Annotated in this window: 23 protein-coding genes; 4 read left to right on the top strand and 19 right to left on the bottom strand. The window is 46.2% G+C overall.

Going from position 1 to position 22,877, the window contains the following annotated elements; translation table 11 throughout:
- The first annotated feature begins 14 nt into the window (after nt 1-14).
- On the top strand, nt 15-503 hold the full coding sequence (locus tag K6T22_RS06270) for a DoxX family membrane protein (protein ID WP_238239487.1): 489 nt from the start codon (nt 15-17) through the stop codon (nt 501-503).
- Between the two features lie 28 nt (nt 504-531).
- Here K6T22_RS06270 and K6T22_RS06265 read toward each other — a convergent pair whose 3' ends face one another.
- The 8 genes from K6T22_RS06265 to K6T22_RS06230 form a co-directional block, all read right to left on the bottom strand.
- Nucleotides 532-825 (bottom strand): hypothetical protein, encoded by a 294-nt coding sequence (locus K6T22_RS06265; protein WP_238239486.1) that lies wholly within the window; start codon nt 823-825, stop codon nt 532-534.
- 82 nt (nt 826-907) lie between these two features.
- On the bottom strand, nt 908-2,002 hold the full coding sequence (locus K6T22_RS06260; protein ID WP_238239485.1) for a hypothetical protein: 1,095 nt from the start codon (nt 2,000-2,002) through the stop codon (nt 908-910).
- A gap of 10 nt (nt 2,003-2,012) precedes the next feature.
- A complete protein-coding gene (locus K6T22_RS06255) occupies nt 2,013-2,828 on the bottom strand; it encodes a hypothetical protein (protein WP_238239484.1) in 816 nt (271 codons plus the stop codon).
- On the bottom strand, nt 2,825-3,502 hold the full coding sequence (locus K6T22_RS06250; RefSeq protein WP_238239483.1) for an ATP-binding cassette domain-containing protein: 678 nt from the start codon (nt 3,500-3,502) through the stop codon (nt 2,825-2,827). The genes K6T22_RS06255 and K6T22_RS06250 overlap by 4 nt, the downstream gene beginning before the upstream one ends.
- Nucleotides 3,495-3,875 carry a GntR family transcriptional regulator gene (locus tag K6T22_RS06245; RefSeq protein ID WP_023467846.1) on the bottom strand — a complete coding sequence of 127 codons (381 nt, stop codon included), beginning with the start codon at nt 3,873-3,875 and terminating at the stop codon, nt 3,495-3,497. Before K6T22_RS06245 ends, K6T22_RS06250 begins: the two co-directional genes overlap by 8 nt.
- Nucleotides 3,876-4,031: 156 nt before the next feature.
- The gene (locus K6T22_RS06240; RefSeq protein WP_238239482.1) at nt 4,032-4,220 is read right to left on the bottom strand and encodes a hypothetical protein; all 189 of its coding nucleotides are present in this window, start codon (nt 4,218-4,220) and stop codon (nt 4,032-4,034) included.
- A gap of 13 nt (nt 4,221-4,233) precedes the next feature.
- A complete protein-coding gene (locus K6T22_RS06235) occupies nt 4,234-5,109 on the bottom strand; it encodes an SDR family oxidoreductase (protein WP_238239481.1) in 876 nt (291 codons plus the stop codon).
- Between the two features lie 88 nt (nt 5,110-5,197).
- Nucleotides 5,198-5,659, bottom strand: a complete 462-nt coding sequence (locus K6T22_RS06230; RefSeq protein ID WP_238239480.1) for an NUDIX hydrolase — start codon at nt 5,657-5,659, stop codon at nt 5,198-5,200.
- A 326-nt stretch (nt 5,660-5,985) separates the two neighbouring features.
- Here K6T22_RS06230 and K6T22_RS06225 point away from each other — a divergent pair, with 326 nt between their 5' ends.
- Entirely contained in the window at nt 5,986-6,723 is a 738-nt protein-coding gene (locus tag K6T22_RS06225) for a peptidoglycan DD-metalloendopeptidase family protein (protein ID WP_238239479.1), read from the top strand.
- A gap of 257 nt (nt 6,724-6,980) precedes the next feature.
- Nucleotides 6,981-7,925, top strand: coding sequence for a peptidoglycan DD-metalloendopeptidase family protein (locus tag K6T22_RS06220; protein WP_238239478.1), 945 nt, complete (start codon nt 6,981-6,983; stop codon nt 7,923-7,925).
- Nucleotides 7,926-7,988: 63 nt separating this feature from the next.
- Here the strand turns inward: K6T22_RS06220 and K6T22_RS06215 are convergent, their stop codons facing one another.
- The 10 genes from K6T22_RS06215 to brnQ form a co-directional block, all read right to left on the bottom strand.
- Nucleotides 7,989-9,140 carry an FAD/NAD(P)-binding protein gene (locus K6T22_RS06215; RefSeq protein ID WP_238239477.1) on the bottom strand — a complete coding sequence of 384 codons (1,152 nt, stop codon included), beginning with the start codon at nt 9,138-9,140 and terminating at the stop codon, nt 7,989-7,991.
- Nucleotides 9,141-9,288: 148 nt separating this feature from the next.
- A complete protein-coding gene (locus K6T22_RS06210; RefSeq protein WP_238239476.1) occupies nt 9,289-10,401 on the bottom strand; it encodes a glycerol dehydrogenase in 1,113 nt (370 codons plus the stop codon).
- Between the two features lie 94 nt (nt 10,402-10,495).
- Complete coding sequence (locus K6T22_RS06205) at nt 10,496-11,323, bottom strand: sugar phosphate isomerase/epimerase family protein (RefSeq protein WP_238239475.1); 828 nt, start codon at nt 11,321-11,323, stop codon at nt 10,496-10,498.
- A complete protein-coding gene (locus K6T22_RS06200) occupies nt 11,271-12,269 on the bottom strand; it encodes a DUF6005 family protein (RefSeq protein WP_238239474.1) in 999 nt (332 codons plus the stop codon). Before K6T22_RS06200 ends, K6T22_RS06205 begins: the two co-directional genes overlap by 53 nt.
- On the bottom strand, nt 12,262-12,513 hold the full coding sequence (locus K6T22_RS06195; protein ID WP_238239473.1) for a phosphopantetheine-binding protein: 252 nt from the start codon (nt 12,511-12,513) through the stop codon (nt 12,262-12,264). The genes K6T22_RS06200 and K6T22_RS06195 overlap by 8 nt, the downstream gene beginning before the upstream one ends.
- On the bottom strand, nt 12,501-13,697 hold the full coding sequence (locus tag K6T22_RS06190; protein ID WP_238239471.1) for an AMP-binding protein: 1,197 nt from the start codon (nt 13,695-13,697) through the stop codon (nt 12,501-12,503). The genes K6T22_RS06195 and K6T22_RS06190 overlap by 13 nt, the downstream gene beginning before the upstream one ends.
- Nucleotides 13,684-15,309 (bottom strand): IucA/IucC family protein, encoded by a 1,626-nt coding sequence (locus K6T22_RS06185; RefSeq protein WP_238239470.1) that lies wholly within the window; start codon nt 15,307-15,309, stop codon nt 13,684-13,686. The genes K6T22_RS06190 and K6T22_RS06185 overlap by 14 nt, the downstream gene beginning before the upstream one ends.
- On the bottom strand, nt 15,266-16,960 hold the full coding sequence (locus K6T22_RS06180) for an IucA/IucC family protein (protein WP_238239468.1): 1,695 nt from the start codon (nt 16,958-16,960) through the stop codon (nt 15,266-15,268). Before K6T22_RS06180 ends, K6T22_RS06185 begins: the two co-directional genes overlap by 44 nt.
- 322 nt (nt 16,961-17,282) lie before the next feature.
- Nucleotides 17,283-18,761: an AraC family transcriptional regulator gene (locus K6T22_RS06175; RefSeq protein WP_238239466.1), complete on the bottom strand. Its 1,479-nt coding sequence runs from the start codon at nt 18,759-18,761 to the stop codon at nt 17,283-17,285.
- A gap of 208 nt (nt 18,762-18,969) precedes the next feature.
- Complete coding sequence (gene brnQ / locus K6T22_RS06170; protein ID WP_238239464.1) at nt 18,970-20,310, bottom strand: branched-chain amino acid transport system II carrier protein; 1,341 nt, start codon at nt 20,308-20,310, stop codon at nt 18,970-18,972.
- 365 nt (nt 20,311-20,675) lie between these two features.
- On the opposite strand from brnQ, the gene K6T22_RS06165 reads away from it, so the two are divergent.
- Nucleotides 20,676-21,554 (top strand): AraC family transcriptional regulator, encoded by an 879-nt coding sequence (locus K6T22_RS06165; RefSeq protein WP_238239463.1) that lies wholly within the window; start codon nt 20,676-20,678, stop codon nt 21,552-21,554.
- 128 nt (nt 21,555-21,682) lie between these two features.
- On the opposite strand, the gene K6T22_RS06160 is transcribed toward K6T22_RS06165, so the two are convergent.
- On the bottom strand, nt 21,683-22,873 hold the full coding sequence (locus tag K6T22_RS06160) for an acetyl-CoA C-acetyltransferase (protein WP_238239461.1): 1,191 nt from the start codon (nt 22,871-22,873) through the stop codon (nt 21,683-21,685).
- Nucleotides 22,874-22,877: the final 4 nt, after the last annotated feature.

Genomic DNA, 22,877 nt, shown 5'->3' with positions numbered 1-22,877 from the left:
AGGAGTGTCTGAAAGTGAAAGCATTACACATCATCGGTCTCGGTCTGTTGACGATCATCCGACTCTGGCTCGGAATCCAGTGGTTCATCGCTGGAATCGGCAAGTACATCAATGGCTTCGATGCGAAACCGTTTCTCGAAGGAGCACTCGTGAAGTCAACTGGCGAAGACGCACTCGTCAGTTCCTGGTACGCGACGTGGATTGAGCAACTCGCCTTACCAAACGTCGGGCTGATCAACGCCTTGATTCCGTTCGCGGAACTCGTCGTCGGCATCTTGTTGATTCTTAGTCTATTGACGGTTCCCGCACTCATCGTCGGGAGCATCATGAATCTCAATTACTTACTTGCTGGGACGATTGCGTTGAACCCGGTCTTCCTAGCAGCAGCTGTCGCCTTACTTGCTGCAGGACGCTACGCGTATTACATCGGCATCGATCACTGGATCATCCGCTGGTATCGCTCATCGCAGCAACCGCACCCCCTTGACCGGATTCCGGTCTAACGAAAAAACTCTCCCGAACGCGGGAGAGTTATTTTTTTTGCTGCTCGAGAATCGTCTGCTGTGTCGGAACCCCACCGACTGAGACCGTCCGCTCGAGGAACAGGTATGGTTTGCCATCAACTTCAAAGCGACGGTCACCGAGATAACGCGCCGAATGTCCATCCGTTGCGAGTTTTTGCTCGATGGCTGCGGCGTGTTCGTCGAGTGAATAAAACCGGTCGTCAAATGTTAGCGTGATGTTTTTCTTACGGTACCCGAGTAAGAAGCTGTAGTAGAACCAGTACATAACTCCTGCGAAGACGACAAAAATCAAGAATTGCATGTGAGTTCCCCCTTCGTATAGTCTTTATACGTTGGAAGAAAACGGGAGGTTTCAAATTAGGAGTGGACATTGGTTACTTTTATTAATTTGTTGTGACTTCATTTAGATAAATATTATTTTTCGAACCTTGTTTCTGAATATTAGCTTCGTAAACGATTTCAGATGTCAGCGGATTGATCACCAATGATTTGACCTCATCTTTTTTCGTTCGATAAGCGAAATAGATATGGTCGTGGTCTACAGTAAAGCTCGTATGGGAAAAATCTTCTTCTGATGTAGGCGATTCGAGGTTAATCGTTTTGGTAATTAGTCGCTCTGACTCAACATCATAGATTAACCATCTTAACTTTTTCTTACTCGATGGTTTCAGAGAGATTTCAAGAAGTCCTAGATAATTTTTACCATCGTTTATGACATTTGATTCGTTGACTTGATCGAATTCTTTTAATACTTTTGTTTGTTGACCATCTTTTACGACGGTTTCAGACAAAAAATCATCAGGATATTCCAATTCTTTTACTTGATCGACAATCATTTTTCCATCGTAAAACGATCGAATCGTATCACCTTTTCCTAAACGGTCAGGTAATTTGATTTTAATCATCGTTTTCTTTTTTAAATCGATTTGATAGATATATTCTCTTTCAATCTGTCTATTAAGAGGGGTCGCATCAATGAGTAACTTGTCCTTTGTTCGTTGAAACGGAGAAAAACGTAACTGTTTATTCATTTGATCTTCAGGCAGCTTAATCGTTGTGCTCGTCAATTTCTTAGTCTGCGCATTCCAATACTGAAGTTCAAGTTTATTTTCGCTTAATCTATTGATTCCATATGTAATCGAATCTTTTGTAAACACATGTGTATCATTCTTCCAAGCGAATTGTTGGAACGATCGTGGAGCATCGGTCCAATTAGATTCATTATAAAAAAGTAACGAAAGTATTGTTTGACTATCCTTCGTCATATCCCCATTCATCGAAATACTATATTCATTCGGATTTTGTCCCCACTCACTAAGACTAAGTTGCATGTTTCGGACGACTTCTTCGTTTGGATCACCTTTTTTTGTTTCAACGACGAATTTCGTCTTATCGAACGAAAGTACTTGTCCCACATAAATTCCTAAAGACACGATAGAGATGACGCCTAAAAGTAAAACATATTTTATCGAACGCATAGTGTCCTCCTTAAACCGTAATTTTCCATTTTAATAAACGTAGACTTCTCCAAATCACATAAGCAAAATAGAGGACGAACAACCCAATCAATACAAGCGTCTTTTCTGAGTTCAACAATAATTTAGTTTGCTCTAAGAAATAAAGACCTGTCACAGTAAAAATAACCACGATGAAAATCTCGACTCCCATTCTCAGAAGACCAGTCCATTTACGATAGGAACGTTCAATTAAGACAAGTAAAAATATAAAACTAACAACGAACATCGACAACGCGATAAGGATGAGTAAGTTCGTCAAATTAAACGAAAAGATTTCGCCTAACGTACTTCCTAGTGTGCGATGACTGTCTTTATCCAGATAGTCAACTCGGACAGACCAATTAAATAATAGATTTCCGAATTGGATCAAACACCACTGGATACCGAGAAAACTCGTGATGATCAAAAGTAATGTCGTCCACTTCGAGAAGAAAATGCTTGCTCGATTTCCTGGAAGCATCAATAAACGATAGATATATTTCGTTTCACCAACCCAATCCCGGTACCAAATCTGAATTGTATAAATAACGACTAACGCCATACCAATCAATGTCATGTAACTGAAAAAGGAGGTTGTATCAATGAACGAAATTTTTCCAATGTCGTTGAATGCGTCATACAAAGTAGCAGTATTCGCCTTCAAGTAATCTTCGATTCTGCGCTCATGTAGTTTGACGTTTACAACGACCGATACCAGCTCAATCGCTGCCATCACAAGCACGACAATCACATAAAGCTTAAAGCTCCGCTTAATCTCTTCGTTCGTCAATTGTATGTATTGTTTCATCGCAAATAGACCTCCCGCATCCGGTCTTGTACCGACTTCCCGTACAGTTCTCGCATCTCTTCTGTCTCATGCTCATCGATGATCCGACCGTCCTGTAAGAAGACGACCCGGTCGATCAAGTGCTCGATTTCCTGAATTTCGTGTGTCGTCATCAGGATACCGCGCCCCTCCATGAAATGACTCGAAAATAGTCCAGCAATCTGTTCTTTCGTAAATAAATCGATTCCGGCGAATGGTTCGTCGAGCAATAAGTACGGACGATCGAGAGCAAATCCGAGGATCAAGCTGACCTTCGCTTGGTTCCCTTTTGATAAGTCTGTGATCTTGTCCGTCGAAAGTAGCTGGAAGACCCGCATCAATTCATCTGCCGTCGCTTGGTTCCAGTCAGAGTAATAATCCGCCATGTACGTCAGCGCATCACCGACCGTCATATAGCCGGGCATCGTCTGGATATCCGGAACGAAGGCAATCTTATTTCGGTTAATCTCGCCATCGACGAGAACTGTTCCCGCGTTAACTGGGACAAGACCTGCGATTGCTTTCAGGATCGTTGATTTCCCCTCACCGTTTAGTCCAATCAGACACGTCAATTGATCCATCGGAACAGAAAACGAGACGCCTTGAAGAACTGGTTTTTTACCGTATTTCTTTTGTAAGCCATGGACTTCAAGCATCGATCTTCCTCCGTTCCGTTTCCTGATACACCGTCTCGACTTTTGAGACGACCTCATCGAGTGGGATTTGAATCGCCTTGACGGCATCGATGAATTCAGAGACGGCTTCTTCCAGCATCTCAGCACGTACTTTTTGGACGACTTGTGGATCGCGTGTAATCTTACTCGGGACATTCCGTTCTGTCGTAATCAATTGCTGCTCCTCCATCTCTTTGTATGCTTTTTGTGCGGTATTCGGATTAATTCCGAGCTGTGCGGCGATTTCGCGGCGGGACGGGATCTCTTGCCCGCTTTGCAATTCCTCGGTCGCGATTCGTTGTTTGAACCAACGGACGACCTGCAGGTACACCGGGCTTCTTTGGTCGAACTGCATCGGTAGACCTCCCTTTCCTGTTTAATGTATTAAAACAATAATACACTTCTTCTCTGTATCATACTCACCATACAGTTTGACTGTCAAGCTGGTTTTTCATTTCTGTCACGAAAAAACCACCATCCTCGATTTGGATGGTGGTTCTGATCAATTCAATCAGTACGGACTCGGATCTTCCTGCGGTGTATCCGGAATCTCGGTTGGTTCTGGGAACGTATCCGGATCTGGTTGACGGACCGGATCTTCTTGTGGCGTATCCGGCACCTCGCTCGGTGGTGTCTGTGGGATTTCGTCCGGTTGATGATCTGGTTCGCGTTCAGGTATTTCGTTCGGATTCTTCTTCATGTTGTTTTCCCCCTTAAGACGTGATGTAGTCGCCGCCGTTGATATGAATCGTTTGTCCTGTAACGTAGCTTGAATCGCGCGACGCAAGATACACATAAGCTGGTGCATTTTCCGACGGTTGTCCCCGGCGTTTCATTAACGTATCTTCCCCGTGCGCCTCGACTTTTTCTTTCGAGAACGTCGCTGGAATGAGCGGTGTCCAAATTGGACCGGGTGCGACGGCATTGACGCGGATTCCCTTCTCAATCAAGCTCGAAGCAAGTGAACGTGTCAATGTCGTGATGGCCCCTTTCGTCGCCGAATAATCGATTAACGTTGGTGCCCCGCGATAAGCTGTTACTGATGAGGTATTGATGATTGTGTCTTCCTTATGCAGATGCGGTAACGCAGCTTGAATCAGATAGAACATCGAAAAAACATTCGTCTCGAATGTTTCCTTCAGTTGTTCTGGTGTGATTGAAAGGAAATCATCCTGTGGAAACTGTTTGCCGGCATTATTGACTAAGATATTCAATTGACCGAATTCTGCAATGACTAGATCGATGATCTCTTGTGCATTTTCAGGTTGACTGACATCTTTCGCGATTTTTAAGGCTTTAACCCCGTAACCTTCAATCAACGATTTTGTCTTTTCAGCGTCTTTGCCTTCATTTAAGTATACGATCGCGACGTTTGCTCCCTCTTTCGCATAAGCGACAGCGACAGCACGACCGATTCCACTATCCCCGCCTGTAATCAGCGCAACCTTCCCCGTCAGTTTTCCTGAACCGACATAATCCGGATCATCATAGATCGGTTCCGGCTTCATGGCGTACTCGACACCTGGTTGTTGTTCTTGCGTTTGCCCTCGTGCCTCCTGATGCATCGCTTCGAACTGTTCTTCTCTCATGAACGGTCAGCTCCCTTGTCACTGTTGGAATGAACTACATGATTAACCATTCCCTTGCGATACATCTATAAACGTTCTTCCGGAAAAGTCAGATGTCATTCGTCAACAGCGTTGGAAATACATTCGCTCGTAGCATCTCCGAGAGTTCACTAGGATACAACGTATAGTGCTCTAAATCTTCGAATGGCACGAATCGATACTTCAATCCTTCACCTTCAGGACCATAGAAGTCTTCTTTCAAGAGTGGTAGCGGTTCTCGACACGTCACTTCATAAAACATCCCGAGTTCATGAAATTGATGATCCGCGTAATGAAAGAAATTTTCATGCAAGAAACGAAAGATCGGCAGCTCGATTGTCTGCCCTAATTCTTCTAACAATTCACGTTCGATCGCTTTGGCACCACTTTCCCCAAATTGGACACGCCCTCCTGGCAATGACCAAAAATCATCTTCTCCTTGACGATGAATCAAGAGGTGTCCATCTTGAATGAGTAGCGCCACTGCGCGAATGTTAAGCTTTTTTTGATTTACTGTAAACGTCAAATCCATCTTAAAACCTACTCTCTTCTTATTAGAGTCCCATACTTTCTCATCATTTCCCATGATTGCATTTTGTCATCAAATTCATCTCGTTGTAACACGGATTCATCTTGATTTAAAGGGATTTTGAGATTGAATACATATTCAATATTACAACAATTGTTATTAGAATATATTTAAGCAATCGAATTGAAACACAAAGGTCTGATGTTTGAATGCTATACTCTCGTTAGTCAAATGACCGCATCACTCACTTCAATACACACTAAACGCATCCACTTCTATAGATGTCATTCCGACGACAACAAAAGATATTCAACTTAGGAGGAACATTCATGAAACGAACAATCACGACGTTAGCAATGAGCGCCCTCGTTGTTTCAGGTTTTGCAGCTACGGGTACAGGTAAGGTTGAAGCCGCTTCAGGCTCATCGTATAAAGTAAAGATTAAAGCAGACGGACTCCGCGTCCGGACTGGTCCATCGTTGAAACACCGCATCGTCGACGGCGTCAATGCGGGTCAAACATTTAAATACCTCGGTCGGACAGGAAACTGGACGAAGATCATGCATAAAGGCGAAAAACGCTTCGTCTATTCAGGTTACGTCAAGAAGTACAGTGTTTCTAGTAAGTCAGCGAAAAAAGCATCATTCTCTTCGTCGACTGGATTCATGCGTCCGACAAGCGGATCAATCACGCAAGGCTACGGAAATGCTAGCGGTAAATACGGCTACACGTTCCATAACGGTATCGATTTCGGAGCACCTACTGGAACACCAGTTAAGGCAGCAGCTGCCGGAAAAGTCATCAAGTCGTCATATCAGGGAGCTTATGGTAACCATGTCATGGTCCAACATAAAGTGAACGGTATTTCGTACACAACGGTTTATGCTCACTTAAGCAAACGTTCTGTATTCGTTGGTCAATCGATCCCGAAAGGCGCAAACATCGGAGCTGTCGGTAGTACGGGTAACTCTTCTGGATCACACTTACACTTCGAAATCCACCGTGGAAGCTACGTCTACAGCGGTTCTTCAGCAGCAAGCAGTGTCAACCCACTCGCTTTCTTATAAGCACTTTCAGGTACCTCATTCGGGGTACCTTTCTTTTGTTTGATGGGCATTTCATCTTATCCAATTCCATCCAATCTTGTCAAAGGATTTTATGGATAATTGGATAATGAATAAAATTAAGTCCGTTTAATATAATTTATTGAAATAATATCGAAATGTGAATGTAACATTTAAACATTTTCGTAAATGTTATACTCATCTATGAAATTTACATATCGGTTTAGTCATACAGATTACATATTCAGGAGGAATGAATCATGCATGGTTTTTGGAAAGGTGTTTCGGCGACAGCCATCGCCGTTGCAAGTTTTGCATCGTTTGCTATCCCACGTGCGGATGCAGCAACGACGTTCTATAAAGTGAAGGTCATGGAAGACGGCTTACGTGCTCGGACTGGTCCGTCGACATCATACGGTACGGTCACAAGTTTCGAAAAGGGTGATACATATAAGTATCTCGGACGGACAGGTAACTGGACGAAAATCCTCTATGGTTCAAAAAAAGTCTATGTTTCTTCTACATATGTAAAGAAATATTCTGTAACACGTATCTATAAGATTAAAGTCAACGTCGACAATCTTCGTGTTCGTAGCAGTAACTCGACAAGCAGTTCAGTCGTCGGAAGTGTCGATCAAGGAGAACGATTCCGCTACCTCGGTCGTACAGGGGATTGGATCAAGTTCCTATACGGAAGCGATAAACGATTCGTTCATGCGGACTACGTCTCGAAATACGCCGTTCTGACACTGACGAATAGCGGTGGTGCTTCGAAAGCGTCAACGTCGACTTCAAAGAGCTTTGCGACACCAACGAGTGGTCCGATCACGCAAGGCTATGGCAAAGCGAGTGGCGTTTACGGCTATACGTTCCATAACGGTATCGATTATGGCGCAGCAAAAGGTACTCCGGTCTACGCGACAGCAAGCGGTAAGGTCATCACGTCTCAGTTCAAAGGCGCATATGGCAACTACGTCATGGTCTCACATACTGTCAACGGATCGCCGTTCATCAGTCTGTATGCACACATGAATAGCCGCTCCGTCTCAGTCGGTCAAACGGTCGCACAAGGTCAAAAGATCGGTACAGTTGGCGAGACAGGTAACGCATTCGGCACGCACCTTCACTTTGAACTCCACAGAGGCTCATACGTCTATAGTGCAACGTCTGCCGGGAGCAGCGTCAATCCGCTCGATTATTTATAATAAAAATCGCCCCGACCACATGACTCATCTGAGTTGTCATGCGGTCGGGGCTTTTTATATCTTTTAAACGGTAGCAAATGCAGTCTGTTTCTCTTCAATCGTCGAGGCGATCGCACGAGCTGCGGTTTGTCCGCCATAAATCGAACGAGCGAACGGTCCGACCGTCAAATCAGCAAGACTTCCTGTCGCAAATAAATGCTCTCCCCACTCAAAAGTCGATTCATCCAGCAAAGGTGTCCGGCAAGGGGATAATGGCAGATTCAACTCTTGCTGTACAGCTTCGAGCCATGATCCTTCGACGACCATCGGACGGATACCCGTTGCGCAAATAATCGATTCAGCGGTGATGATCTGACCATCCGTCAGCTTTACTCCGCTTTCGACTTCCTGCTCGACTTCACCGGTGATATGTGTGACGATCCCTTCCCGAACGAGATGACGGACACGCTGAATCAGATCCTGTGTTGCCGTGCCCGGGCGCCGCTCCTGTATGATCAACGCGCGTCTCTCGCTCGCAGATAACAACTTGAAAGGGGTAAGTCCTTTCGGTCCCATGAATTTACGATCGGCATCAAACGAACTTTTTTCGAGTGGACGTCTTGAGAGAAGCGTCACCTGTCCAGGATAACGTTCGGCACATTGAATCGTATGATGCAGAGCACTGATTCCCCCACCGATGATGATGACCGGAGGTGTATCGTGCTTTGAAAAGAAAACGTGACGCGCTGAGTTCGCCCATTCCGGCATGACATGATGCTCCGATTGCCCGAGGGCGAGAACGACACGGCTTGCCCGTAATTCCCTCTCCCCCAACGAAACAATCCAAGTTCCGTTTTCTCGTCTTAGTCGCGTGACTTCCCCTTGTACCCAGCTCACCTCTACTTCGTTTTGCTGTGCTAGTCGAAGGGCATGGTCGTTGAACAGTTCCAAGGATGGTCGTCCGTATGTATCCTTGAATGCTTGATGTGTATACTCTTGTTCTTCAGCATGATGTCTGAGACTTGTCGGATTCGTCGAAGTGTGGTGAACACGTGTTGAACGTAGGTAAGGCATGCCAATCCGTTCGGTCTGTTTCCGCCAATTCATAAGTGGTTGCTCATGACGGTCGATGATCCGAATCATCTCTCGGTCGATCCCTTTTTCACGTAAGGCATTAAATACCGTCATGCCATGAATTCCTCCACCAACAATCACCCATTCATATCGATCCGTCATCACAAAAACTCCTTTACCTGATTTAAATCGTAATCATTACGTTTTATAACGATAGCGTGTTTTTGAAAAGAATTCAAGCAGATTTCGACAAAGACTCAAAAAAAATCTGCTTCCCCTCATCATGAGGAAGCAGATTTGAACTCATTAATCAGGAAGAAGCATGTTTCGCTTGATACGCTTTCGAGTAGCGATCGGCTGCAATGATCGCATCGGCAACTTCGTCAGCGGTGACATTGAATCCGCTGTGGATCGTCTCTCCTTCAGCCGTTGCTGCCTCGCCGACTTTGACGATGTCCTCACGCGACGCATCCTTTAGCTTGACGTCTTCGAGCGTCACCGGTAAGCCGAGATCCATGTAGAGCGCGATATACCGCTCGATTTCTTCTTGTGGATGTTCTTCGAGCGCCAGCTGAACGAGTGTACCGAAAGCGACCTTCTCCCCATGCGTCAAGTGATGGATCTCCCCATCCAGTGCTGTGAAGCCATTGTGAATCGCGTGCGCCGCAGCTAATCCACCACTTTCGAAACCGAGTCCACTGAGCAGTGTGTTCGCCTCAACGACGGCTTCGAGTGCCGGCGTGACAACTTTCGCCTGGACCGATTCATAGGCTAGACGCCCGTGCTCGAACAAGACTTCTTCACAACGTTTTGCGATCGCTTGCGCCGCAATCGTCGGTCGCCCACCTGCCATCGTTTGTCCACCAAAGGCAACGACGCTCCGGACTTCGACCCATGTCGCAAGGGCATCGGCGATTCCGGACGCAAAGAAGCGCGCTGGTGCTTGCGCGATCAGTTTCGTATCGACGAGAACGAGATCGGGATTCTTCTTATAGAAGCGATAACTTTCGAAAATCCCTTCGTCGGAATAGATGACGGACAAGGCACTTGTCGGCGCATCGGTCGAAGCAAGCGTCGGCACGATGACAACGGACACGTTCAACTCATCCGAGACCGCTTTTGCCGTATCGAGCGTTTTCCCGCCACCGACACCCATGACGAACCGGACGTCCGCTGCTTTTGCTTGCTCCGCGATTCGTTTTACTTCATGCCGTGAAGCTTCCCCACTAAAGTCCGCTTTCTCGATGCCGACGTTTTCGCTCGACAACGACTGCTCGACGCGTTCCTTGACGATTTTCCAGACGACATCATCCGCGATGACGAGCGCTTTTTCACCGAACGGGCTCACATATGTACCGAGCCGGTCAATGACATCCTTTCCTTGGACATACTTTGAGGGACTAATGAAGACACGTTCTGACATGTTTCAACATCCTTTCTGTAAGGGACACGATGGTCAATGACATACAGTAGAGGAATTTCCTTTTCTGCTGACGTTTAAACCCCATCAAGCCGAATCATCTTGACAAAACGGGTACTCTTTCAAGTGATTGAACAATAAGACGTCGATCTTCTTTTAATCGCTTGTCAGGATCAGGACCGAACCATTCGAGGCTTGCCGTCAAGTGCTCGAGTTGACCCGATAAGTCTTCAAAGAACCGTTGATAGTCAACGATGCCTTCGAACAGCGGAACCATCCCTTCTCGTGATCCGCTTGCTGCGTATACATTCGATGGTTCAAATACCGAGAACTGATCCGTTTTTGCAACGGTCTTCAGATGAAGGTGGTCCACATATGATGCCAGTCTGACATATGCTTCAACGGGGTCCGCCTTTGACTCGATGACATGTAAGACATCGAAGTTGATCCGACATGCTGGGTGATGAATCGCCTGTAGTAAACGTTGCGTTGCTTCTACCGTATCCGTCGCTGTGTTTGGATGAAATTCTAGTAACAAGCGTTGCCCTGCTGCATCAAGAACACGGCAAATCCCGTTCAGCCGATAAACGAGTTGATCCCATTTAGCGTCGGATAAAGTATGGCTCGCTTCATTACCAGCAAAAATCCGGATACGCTTAGTTCCAATTCGTGTAGCTAATCGCGAGAGTCGTTTTGTCTCCGCAAGTAGTTCTGACATCGGTCCATTTAAATTCAAGTAATGACTCAACATACTGACATTCAGATGGGATGACTTTAGCCGATCGACTTCTTCCGTTCTTAAATGTTCAGCATGAACGCCCCAGATATCAATGGCGTCAAAGTGTTCTTCTGAAGCAAATTCGATTAAATCATTAAATGAACGCAGATGATGCCGATAGCTGATCGTACAAAGTGCGAGTTTCATGTTCAATCCCCTCCTGTCGTTGAAACGCATGGAACGTATCGACGAGTTGTCGTTTAATCGCACGCTCACGACGCTCCTGTTCTTCAAGCAATCGTTCGATTTCCAAATATACTTCCACTTGCCCTGTCAAAGCGTATTTGACAGCCCGATGCTGGATGACAGAATATTGATTGACTAATGTTTCAACCTCATCCGTCCATTCTTCAAAATCAGATGTCTGTAAATCACGTCCGATCGTTTCATATAAATAAGCAAATGCATGCTCATAGGCATATTTTCGAATGGCAATGACCGGCAACTGCTTTAGGGCATTCGGTAATCCCTCAGGTTGGTCACGATAGTGATGCACAACACGTTTGACTGCTTCAGTCAACGGATGTTGTACGTTTATACAGCTCATGAAATACGCACTTACTGTCGTTGCGTCCGGTATTCGGACATCAGTACTTCGAAACGCAAACCCACCAGCGACAGCAGGATTACGTACTGCTTCAAGAATACGTGCTCTGTCTATTTCACCTTCATACCGGAAGTCAGGATCAAGCATATGCCACACTTCCGGATTTTTTGTCGCCTCTAACATGACGTAGTGTGGAAACACGTCGTGGTGAAATTTATTTTCGCGCTCAGGCAAACTGGCTAAATCCAACATGACGATCACGTTTTCATCTTTATCCTTCTGTTCGATTCGTTTAATCAGCTGAGCGATGTTTTCATCTTTTGACTGTTCGTGGTCGTACCATTCTTCGACTGGGATTCCATAAAGACGTTCATACCAATCAAGCATCTCCTGATGGTTGATTTTCTCATCATGATGGGAGAGGACATAATCAGCCGACAAGGAAAACGCAGCATCCCATACGCCAAAGTAATAGGGACGATGGTCCGCGTCCGATCGTTTGATCGTCTCGCAGACGCAACTGACGAGACAGTGTACTTTAATCATGTATGACCTCCTGTAAAACAGACATCAACTCTTCTACTCGCATGTTGGGGAGGGCTGACATGCGTTTATCTGGAATCACTAACCCGTGCTCTAATTCAAGATGAAGCAACAAATGAATCAAACGCATCGAATCCAGTCCTAAATCATCTCGTAGAGAGTTTGTGGCAGAGACGGCGACGGGTGACGACCATTCAAGTTGTTCGGTCAGTATATCTTCGAATTGCGCAATCGTTAAACGGGACATGCTTGTTCCCCCAATCGTTTTCTACTGACTTTCCCATTCGCAGATACCTCGATCTGCTCGACGAGTTGCCACTCCGTCGGTCGTTGATGTGGTGCGAGATGCTGCATGCAATGTTGTTTCAATTCTTTCTCCGATGCCGTCGTCACGAGTTGAGCGCAGACGCGCTCTCCTTGAAACGGATCCATTCGCTTAAAGACAACGACAGCTTCGACGGTCGGAAGCTGATGCAAGACATCTTCGACTTCCCCTGGATAAACCGATAAGCCAGATACATTGATCATCTCATCAAGTCGGCTCAGAAAATGCAGCCCGTCTTCAAAGTACATCAAATCCTTCGTTCCGATTCGTTCGTTTTGTTGCGTAACGACTAATTCTGCCGGTCGTGCCTTCGTTCCGGTTTGAATCTCAAGGTGCTCTAACGGATATCCGATGGCTTGTGGGCTCGTCGGATTCGGATGAAGTGCGATACAGCCGATTTCTGAGCAACCGTATTGTTGGAGTAAATGAGAGGTCTTCCGTTCAATCGATCGGAACCATTTCTCTGGTAATGTCATCCCGGAAATCATCACTGCATGGATTGATTCCGGAAACAAACTCATCGCATACGCCAGTCCCGGTGCCGTATAAATGATAGCGTCCGGATGCAATCGATGAATTGCTAAGACGTGACGTGGCGAGAAGTCTTGAAGGATGACCGGTGTTGCTCCGCGTTTTAAAGTCGCGAACACTCCACATAGTAATCCGAACGAGTGCGTCGTCGGACAAGCAACGATCGTCGCTTTCGTCGTCAGCGGAAAACTGTTCGTATAGGCATTCAGTTCCGTCTCGATCGACTCCCATGTTCGGTAAATGACTTTTGGTTGTCCCGTCGTACCGGAACTGAATTGAATCAATCCACCCGCACGTTCTTTTGCTTCCGGAAGCGAAATGATGGTCTCTTGATAAATCAAGTAGCCACATCCGGCTTGCCTCGCTAATCGTTTAGCACCAGAAACCGGCGTATCCGGATGAATAGGCAGGATCGTTCCATTCATTCGGCGCATCGCAAAACAGAGGGCTAACCACGCTTTTGTATCTGACGTACAGATGGCTACGGTCTTCCCTTCCGTTATGAACGATTGCTGCGCCAGTTCATGTGTCGTCAATGCTTCTTCTGTCACCCATTCCTTCTCAATCCATAGCATGATCGTTTTCCTCTCCTCGTTGAACTAGTGAATTTTTGACATCGATTTGATTCGTCAAACCAAAGCGTGGTGCTAGCAAGGCTTCAGCCGTCAATCGTGGTGCATACCATCCGATCCGTTCTAGTCGATCTCGATCAATAGGTAATCTCTCAATCGTCTGATGAATCCAGTCAAAGAACGTCGTTTCACTTAAATTCTCCGTCTGTTTAAGTTGATACGCTAGTTCCGTCAAATGGTAGACGAATAATGTATCGTACAGCAGCTCGCGTAAGGCAAGCGGATGTGACATTTCATAATACGTATTGATCGGTGCATCAAAATCAGGATGTAACTTCTTAAAATCAGGAACATCCGCTGGGTCGTAGAGTAGTTCGCTAACGAATTCGATACTGTCATGAAAATCGCGTAGCATGATCCGTTCCGGCCATCCATCGCGTAAGACAAGTAACGTATTCTGGGCATGTGCTTCGACACCGATTCCTTTCTCAGTGACGAGTCGGATGATCGGTTCGAGGTAGACGACGAAAAATCGACGGAGCCACTTTTCATGACCGTATCGTTCCAACCATGGACCTAGAAAATGACGTCCATCCACCTCGATTTGAGCAAGTGCTGTCAAAGGAATGACTTGTTCTTCTGCTTTTACATGAACTAAGACGTTTTCTCGAAAGACACAACCGACCCGGCCAGCAAGTGGACCGCTCGAGCCGACGCATGAAGCGAATTCAGATAACAACGTTACTGGTAATTCGCTCGCCTGTTTTTTCAACCAATCGGATACCGTAGGAGCTGCCACGACATTCGGCACGGAAAACGTCCGAATGGCTGATGTTTGCTTCAAGTCGAGAGGTAGTTTGATATGCGGTAGTTCAGGATGACCTGGGCAAAAAACGGTTCGAATCGACTGCGTCGCTTGAACGAATACTCCGCCTTCTCCTAAGTCGACACCCTCGACTTGCGCCACTTCCTGCTTGATACGTAACCATTGCCATGGGTGGACAGGAAGGATCTGATAATCGCCTCGATTCAATTTTTCTAGCCTATCCAAAAAAAGACGTAGCTTTTGCTCTCCAAGTATTTCTCGAATTGGCATACGTCCGTTTCCTTGAACGAGAGAAGCCGGCAAGGCGACCCAATGTAACTGGAATCGATTGCCCGCTTCAGGTCCGTATGCTTCATGATCAGCTTGCGAAAAGCCAATCCTTGATTTGAAACAAGGATGGTAGGGATGCCCTTCGATGATGGTCTGCTCCAACTCTTCATAATCCAAGCCTGCTCGGTGGATCCGTAACCGATGCCGCTGCGACAAGTCATCAAAATCATGCGTATGTCGTAACTCCTCTTGAAAGTCGTCCGAGATCGGTAACTGCGTCAAGAGATGGTCAAACCAGTCGTTGACATGAGACCGATCCGATGAACGTAATGTCGAGATGTCGAGCCGAATCCGGTCGAACGGACCACGTCTGCCTTCGACTGTCACTTCACTCTCTTTTATGTGGAATGTAAAACGACGCTTCATTCCGACAATCATTTCAGTAAAAGGTAGGATCTGCTCAAATAACAAACTTTCAAGAAGTTGTTTGCAGATGCGTTTTTTGCTGTCGTAAAGCATAATTGTCCTCCTGTAACGGATTATCCAAATCAACGAAGCAAACCCGTTCCCCCTCGACTTCGAGTTCATCGAGTCCGTGTAGACGCGTCAGTAAATTCGCCTTATATGGAAGTGTCGGCGATTCTAGCAACATGAAAAGCCAAGACTTGCCTCGCCCTTCTAGATTTTTGACTCGTTCTTGACACCATTCGCGTAGGATTTCTAAAGCAATCTCCTCTTTTACTAACTCGTCTGCTGCCAATCGGTCGATGACACTCGCCAGATGATTCCAAATCATGTAGTACGTCAGACGCTCAGCAATGACTTCTTCTGGGTAGAACAACGTCGTATCTTTCAGGTCTGGTTCGAGCAGGATAAAGGAATCCTGATTCGTGTCTGCTAAGTAATAGCCCTGATTATCCCGGACGTGGTATCGAACCGGCCACCCGTCTTCGAATGTGATGAGACTATTTTGCTGATGTGCCTCAAGTCCGATTCCTTGTTCCTCGTAAAGAGTAACGATCGCGCCTAACGTCAGCTCGAGGTATTGTCTCCACCACTGGATGACATGTTCCGGTTCGATTGATCCTGACTGCCGAATGAGGCGCAACATGAGCGATTCCGAATCCGGTAATGCCGGTTGAACGAGTGCCGCAACGTTTACTGCGTGGGGTGCAGAATCTCGCAGGATGACTTCGAATCCAGTCTCTTCTTTAGTCCGGATCGCTAAATAAGCAGGGTCATGGATGAGATGAAACGTATCTGGCAGCGACAGGTGACAAAACAATCGATACATCAAATAACCAGCATCTAATTCGTGCCGCTTGTTGACGCGTCTTGAGTTCGTCACTTGGACAGGTATGGATAACTTCAACATATGACTTCGGTCGAGTGCTTCAACTGTCCGAATCGACGAAGTCGCATTATATAGTGGTCCAGATGCGCCATGATAACGGAGAATACCTTGCTCGATCCATTGCTCAACTGTCGGCTGACGCAACAAATACTCAGCTTGAAGCGGATGGATCGGAACGATTCGTTCTTGCGCCGTCACTTGGATCGAGTTAGCCAGTTGGTTCCCCATCAGCTGACTAATCGTCTCGTAGCTACCTGAACGCTCCTCGAGCAATGTCTCATGTACCGTGAAATAGTGAAGTTGAAACGGCTGACGGAATTCAGGCGCATACGCTTTTTGTTGCCAGTCGGTCATACCGACTCTACTTTTTGGGGTCGGATGGAACCAATGACCACACCACAAGCGTTGTTCATAATCGATGAACGTCTCTTGCTCTTGTGCGTTCAGTTGTTCCTCCAAAATCAATTGCACTGTCCGGTGACTATCAAGAACACGGAAGAGTAAGTCCGTTTGATCCGGATCTTTTTGTTGAAGCTTGATGCAACAGGTGATGATACAGGACATGGCTGACACTTCCCGCCATCCGTTCTTTGTCTCTTCACGGATCATCCCGATCTCGTGTCGTCCGATGATAGCGCGACGTTTAATTTCGATGAGATACGGCTTCATCCAATAAAAAGAGGATGTCTCGGATGCATCAATCAACCTCTCGTTGACCCATTCTCCTGGGTTCACTTCTCGGATGTAGCTGTTCATGAACGATTGAAGCGTCACCTCGGTCGCCAGTCGCTCGATTTGTTCTTCGCAAGTTCGCACGCTCTACTCCTCCTCTTATTGAAAATCATTCTCATTCCATATCAATAGAAAAACGGGTTTCCCCGTTTTTGATGGTGTTTATTCGCACTTATTTTGAGTAAAAGATTTTCAAGTTCCTTCCATCCTTTTCACGTACGATTGAATCCTAGAAAGCCTATCTCGTCGTGAGATTTAACATAGATCAAACCGAGCGATCCTTCTAAGATACATACGACAAGACGACGTTTAGGTTCATTCGTCAGTCTTATCTGCCTCATCGTGAACTCCATCTGTAATGATAATCATTATCAATGATGAGTAACATGGATTTTCTTTTCATTTTTCATGGACAAACAAAACAGTTAAGATCGCTGATATATGTATGCAATTGACGCAACATATGCATCCGCCCAAGTGGTCCCCACGGATCCCAGTCTACACTGTCTGGCTGAAATACTCGTCCCATCCTTACGGCGCGAAGCATTTGCCACTCCTTCGTTCCTCGAACTCGTTCCACATCTGCCGGTTGACTCCACAACACAAACAGACCATCAGGATCCAACTGTTGTAATGTTCCTAAGTCAATTGTTATGTAGATAGTTTGCGGAAGTCCTTCTACTGCTCGTAGACCGATTTCATTGAATAAAAAATCTAACATCGTATGTCCTGTACTCCCGTACAGTCGGATTTCTGAGTCTCTAATCCAAATGACTGCCCATGTCACATTCTGATTAAATTCGAATTGTTGCTTCACAACTGTTTCAAGCATCTCGACCTCGTGGATGATGGCTGTCGTTCGCTCAAGCGTATCAGTCGCCTTAGCAACCGCATGTAGGTAATCTTTCCAGCACCTCTGTTTCGCAATATCAATGACCGGACAAGATGTCAACAGAGGGGGCGACTCACCTTGTATCGGTGTCCGTAAAACGAGATCAAGGTTTGATGTCTCGAACCATTCCGGTAAAATCGTTGTTGACGCGTCATAAAGTCGCGTACCTTCGATTTCGCTTAAATAGTCTGGTACACCGTTCGAACGATAGTGCGTCGGAAAAGATGGTGCGATGACAGGTTGAATGCCAAGTGCCAATAAGTGATCTTGTAACAATGCCTGACTCCAGATTCCGACGCGTGGAATCAACCGTTTTCGGTACTGCCTTGGAGATACTCCCTCCCGTTTTTTAAAGAGACGGCTGAAATAAAATTCATCATTGATGGATACACGTTCTGCAATCTTAGCAATCGTCCAGTCCGGATGCGCAATCATCCATTCCTTCGCTCGTTGCATTCGCAATTGATGCATCAGTTCCTTTGGTGATTGATCGTAGTGCTTTTTGAATTGGCGCGAAAATGTCGGCAGTGACATGTTCAACTCACTTGCCAAGTCACTGACTGTTCCTGATTTCCCAAGTTCTTCTAACCATAAAGACGTCACTTCTTCAAACGTCTGCTCCTGACGACGTTCACTTAGTTGCTCCAGCAGTTGATACAGATAGCGGCGCTGTCTAAGAGACCCGGGCAATGTTTCCGGACACCTGTGCATTCGTTCTAAGCACTCCACTAGTTCATTCGTTGGTTGTCGGTAGATTGGAAATGGCGTCAGCTCGACCTCTAACTGATACAACAGACAATGCCCCTCCTGGACGATGAATCGTTCACCTGATTTCATGACGAAACAGGCTTCTCCTGCCTCTACACGTTTTTTCTCCGTGTAGGTAAAGCCAGCGCCTTGTACGACGACGATCAAGCTCGGACGTAACGCCAATTGTCCTCCTGTTTGTAACGCATGTTTCCTCACTCGAAATGTATTTAATGCTTCTGTCATTTCCAACTCACTCCTAAAAAACATTTACTACCTGATGTTTTTTCGTAGATAAACTTTGAGTATTCCTAATTGATAATGAATATCATTTTCGTTAACACTATAGCATCACACTACCGGTTTTTGTCAACAACTGTTGCCAAAATACGTTCTACTGTCACAACAAAAAAGTCCCTTCACCCAGTGTAATCTGAGTGAAGGGACTTGATTTTTAAGCTACCCGCGATGACGACTGTGTTTCCGCTGTTTTCTTACCGACGATGGCTCCGATCACCCCACCAATGATAGCTGGAACGACCCATCCGAGACTGACGGAAGCAAACGGCAATACCGCATTGAACACGTTCGTGACGACTGAGACGTTGATCCCTGCTGTCTTTAATCCATCAAACAAGCTGACGAGGAATGTCATCCAAAGTGCCCCTTGATAAACGGCTGGTTTTCCTTTGAAGAGTGGATGTAAGAACGTCAAGAAAATCAGACAGATCGCCAGTGGATATAGCGTCATCAAGACTGGTTTAGAGACGGCGAGTAATTGATTCAGACCGATGTTCGCAACAAGTGCGCTGAATACCGATAGACCAATCGTCCATTTGACGTATGAGATTTTCGGCACGAGGGCTGAGAAGAACGAGGCACACGCCGTGATCAACCCGACACTCGTCGTCATACAGGCGACTGTAATCATCAGACCGAGTAAGATCGCACCATACTCACCGAAGTAATGATCCGACACGGCAGACAAAATCTCCGCTCCGTTTGCGAGTTGACCAATCTCCGAGACACTCGACGCACCCATGAACGCAAGCGCCGTATACGTGATTGCAAGTAAGGCTGCGGCAATCAATGACGCTTTCGTACAAATCAGCAACAACTGTCGTTTTGATGTGACGCCTTTTTCCTTGATCGCTGCGATGATGATGATACCGAAGACGAATGCCCCGAGTGCATCCAGTGTCATGTATCCTTCTTGGAAACCGTTAAAGAAGGCATTCGACTGATATGTCTTCAAAGGATTCTGAAAACTTCCGATTGGATGAAGGACGGCGACGACGATCAAGAGACCGATGAACGTAATCTTGATTGGCGTCAGTACTTTACCGACGACATCGACGATCTTTGTCGGGTTCAACGATAAAAGACAAGCGACCGTGTAGAACAAGACCGTGAAGATGAGTAAAGGCCAGTGGCTCGTTGACTCACTGAAGAATGGCTTGATGCCGATCTCATATGAGACCGTTCCGGCGCGTGGAATCGCGAAGAATGGTCCGATTGCCAGATACAAGATGACCGAGAAGCCGATTCCGAACATAGGATGAACGCGTGACGCCATCGCTTGTAGATCGCGTTCCCCTGAGTACGCGAAAGCGAGAATCGCTAGCAATGGTAGACCGACACCGGTAACGAGGAAACCGGCATTGGCGACCCAGACATGCTCCCCTGCGAGCTGTCCGAGCATCGGTGGAAAGATGAGATTGCCTGCCCCGAAGAACAAGGCGAAGAGCATCATACCGATGACGATGATAAATGATGTTGGAACAGTTTTAGACATAATAAACCCCCACTGATGATGATCGACTTGATCCGCTCCCTAAGCAGATGAAGTACTTCGTTCGAAAGAATACCATACGTTTAAGAGCTCGTGCTAGGAGTTTATCTGGAGAATATTCTGAAAATTATGCAGAAAGTTTGATATAGCTTGTTTCTACATAATTTGTTACGTCTGTGCGTCGAAGCGTGAAACCGGATTCATAAGTTCATCTGACGGAGTAGAAGCTTTTACTTCTTTTAAAAAAGAAGATAATATAAATTGTCCACAATGATGACTCTCACCAATCGACTTAATTCGTATGCAAAGAATCAAGTCTCCTTTGTCAGCGACACTTATAGTGAATAGTGAAAGGAGGGGAATAAATATTGCTCGATCAATTAAATCAATTGATGCGTTATATCGATGAACATTTGACGGAAGAACTATCACCTCAAGACATTACTCGACTGACAGGACTATCCGATTATCATTTTCGAAGAATGTTTTCTTATATGTCCGGGGTAACATTAACGGAGTATATTAAACAACGGCGTTTATCAGAAGCAAATCGCGACTTGATTCAAGGTGCTTCTGTCACTACGGTCGCCTTCCAGTATGGCTTCCGTTCTGTAGAAGGTTTTTCGAGAGCTTTTCGTAACTGGTCAGGTTATTTACCGTCATTTGCCATAAAACATCAGATTCAAAAAACCTTTCCTCCCTTCACATTTCATTTAGAAATTAAAGGAGGAACTTCAATGGAGTTTAAAATCGAAGAAAAAAGTTCATTTTTTATAACGGGTGTCTCTAAACGTGTACCAATTCAATTTGAAGGGGTTAATGAATCCATCATTGAGCTTGCCCAATCCATCACGACGGATCAACGACGACAAATGAAGGCAATGGCCGATCTTTATCCTAATCATATATTGAATGTATCTTTTGATCATGAGGAACAATTCCAGGAAGAAACCGGTTCACTTACTCATATGTTAGGATATGCTACAACGCAAAAATTAACTGATTCCGGTATAGGACTTGAACAGTTGTACATCGATGCATCGACATGGGTCATTTTCCCGAATCGTGGACCTTTCCCAGCAACTTTACAAGATACGATGGCTCGATCATATTCTGAATGGTTACCTTCCTCTGGTTATGAATTGATTGACTTGCCTGCCATCTCCTTTACGATTCACGGTGACGACCCTGAACAGGTTTATAGTGAAGTATGGGTCGCAGTTTCAAAGAAAAGTAGTGAACAGTAATTCTATATATATTGGCAAACGAAAAAGCCGTCTTCTCAGCAAACGAAGACGGCTTAAATCTCACACACTCCCTTAAATTATTTGAACTGAGGGAGTGTTTTCATTTCTTTTTATTATTCCTAATTCAATCATCCTCTTACAGACCTTACGATCGTCGCAACCCCTTGCCCGCCACCGACACATAACGTCGCAAGACCATGCGTTTCACCCGTCCGCTCGAGCTCATGAATCAACGTGACGAGAATTCGCGCACCACTTGCACCGATTGGATGACCGAGAGCGATTGCTCCCCCGTTCCGGTTAAGTTTTTCGTGCGGGAACTGTAGCTCCGCATCGACCGCGAGAGATTGTGCCGCGAACGCTTCGTTCGATTCGATGACATCGATCTCGTCAAGCGTCAGTCCCGCTTTATCGAGTGCCTTTTGGACCGCTTGGACGGGACCGATTCCCATGATGCTCGGATCAACACCGGACGTTCCATTCGCAACGATCTCAACGAGTGGTGTCACGCCGAGTTCTTTCGCCTTCGCCTCTGACATGATGACGAGTGCGGCAGCACCGTCGTTAATGCCTGACGCATTGCCTGCCGTGACCGTTCCGTCCTTCTTGAACGCCGGACGCAAGCGACTGAGTTTTTCGACAGACGTTCCGGCGCGTGGAAACTCATCTTGATCAAAACGAATCGGATCGCCTTTTCGTTGTGGAATCAATACTGGCGTGATTTCCGAGACGAACCGTTCTTCCGCTAATGCCGTCTGCGCTTTTTGCTGACTCGTCGCGGCGAACTGATCCTGCGCTTCGCGCGATAGTTCATACGCATCGGCTAAATTCTCTGCCGTAATACCCATATGGTAGTCATTAAAGGCACATTCGAGCCCGTCCTGGATGATCGTATCGACGAGCGGTTGGTCTCCCATCTTCAGTCCAGAGCGTGCACCCGCGAGAACGTAAGGTGCTTGGCTCATGTTCTCCATCCCACCGGCAACGATGACGTCGGCTTCGCCTGATTTAATCGCCTGATACGCGAGATGGACGGCAGATAGACCAGATCCGCAGACTTTGTTGACGGTCATCGCTGGGCACGTCTCCGGTAATCCGGCAGCAAGTGCCGCCTGTCGTGCTGGATTTTGACCAAGTCCTGCTGAGAGGACGTTTCCGAAAAAGACTTCATCGACGTGACTTCCTGCGACACCAGCTTTCTCGAGTGCCGCGCGGATGACCGTCGCTCCGAGTTCCGTTGCTTTGACGTCCTTCAAACTTCCATTGAAATTCCCGATCGCCGTGCGCGTCGCACTGACGATGACGACTGTTTCACTCATCTGC

This window comes from Exiguobacterium acetylicum (assembly GCF_022170825.1).
GTDB lineage: Bacteria > Bacillota > Bacilli > Exiguobacteriales > Exiguobacteriaceae > Exiguobacterium_A > Exiguobacterium_A acetylicum_B.
Note: the sequence above shows the minus strand (reverse complement) of the source record. Positions and strands in the feature narration are given on the sequence as shown.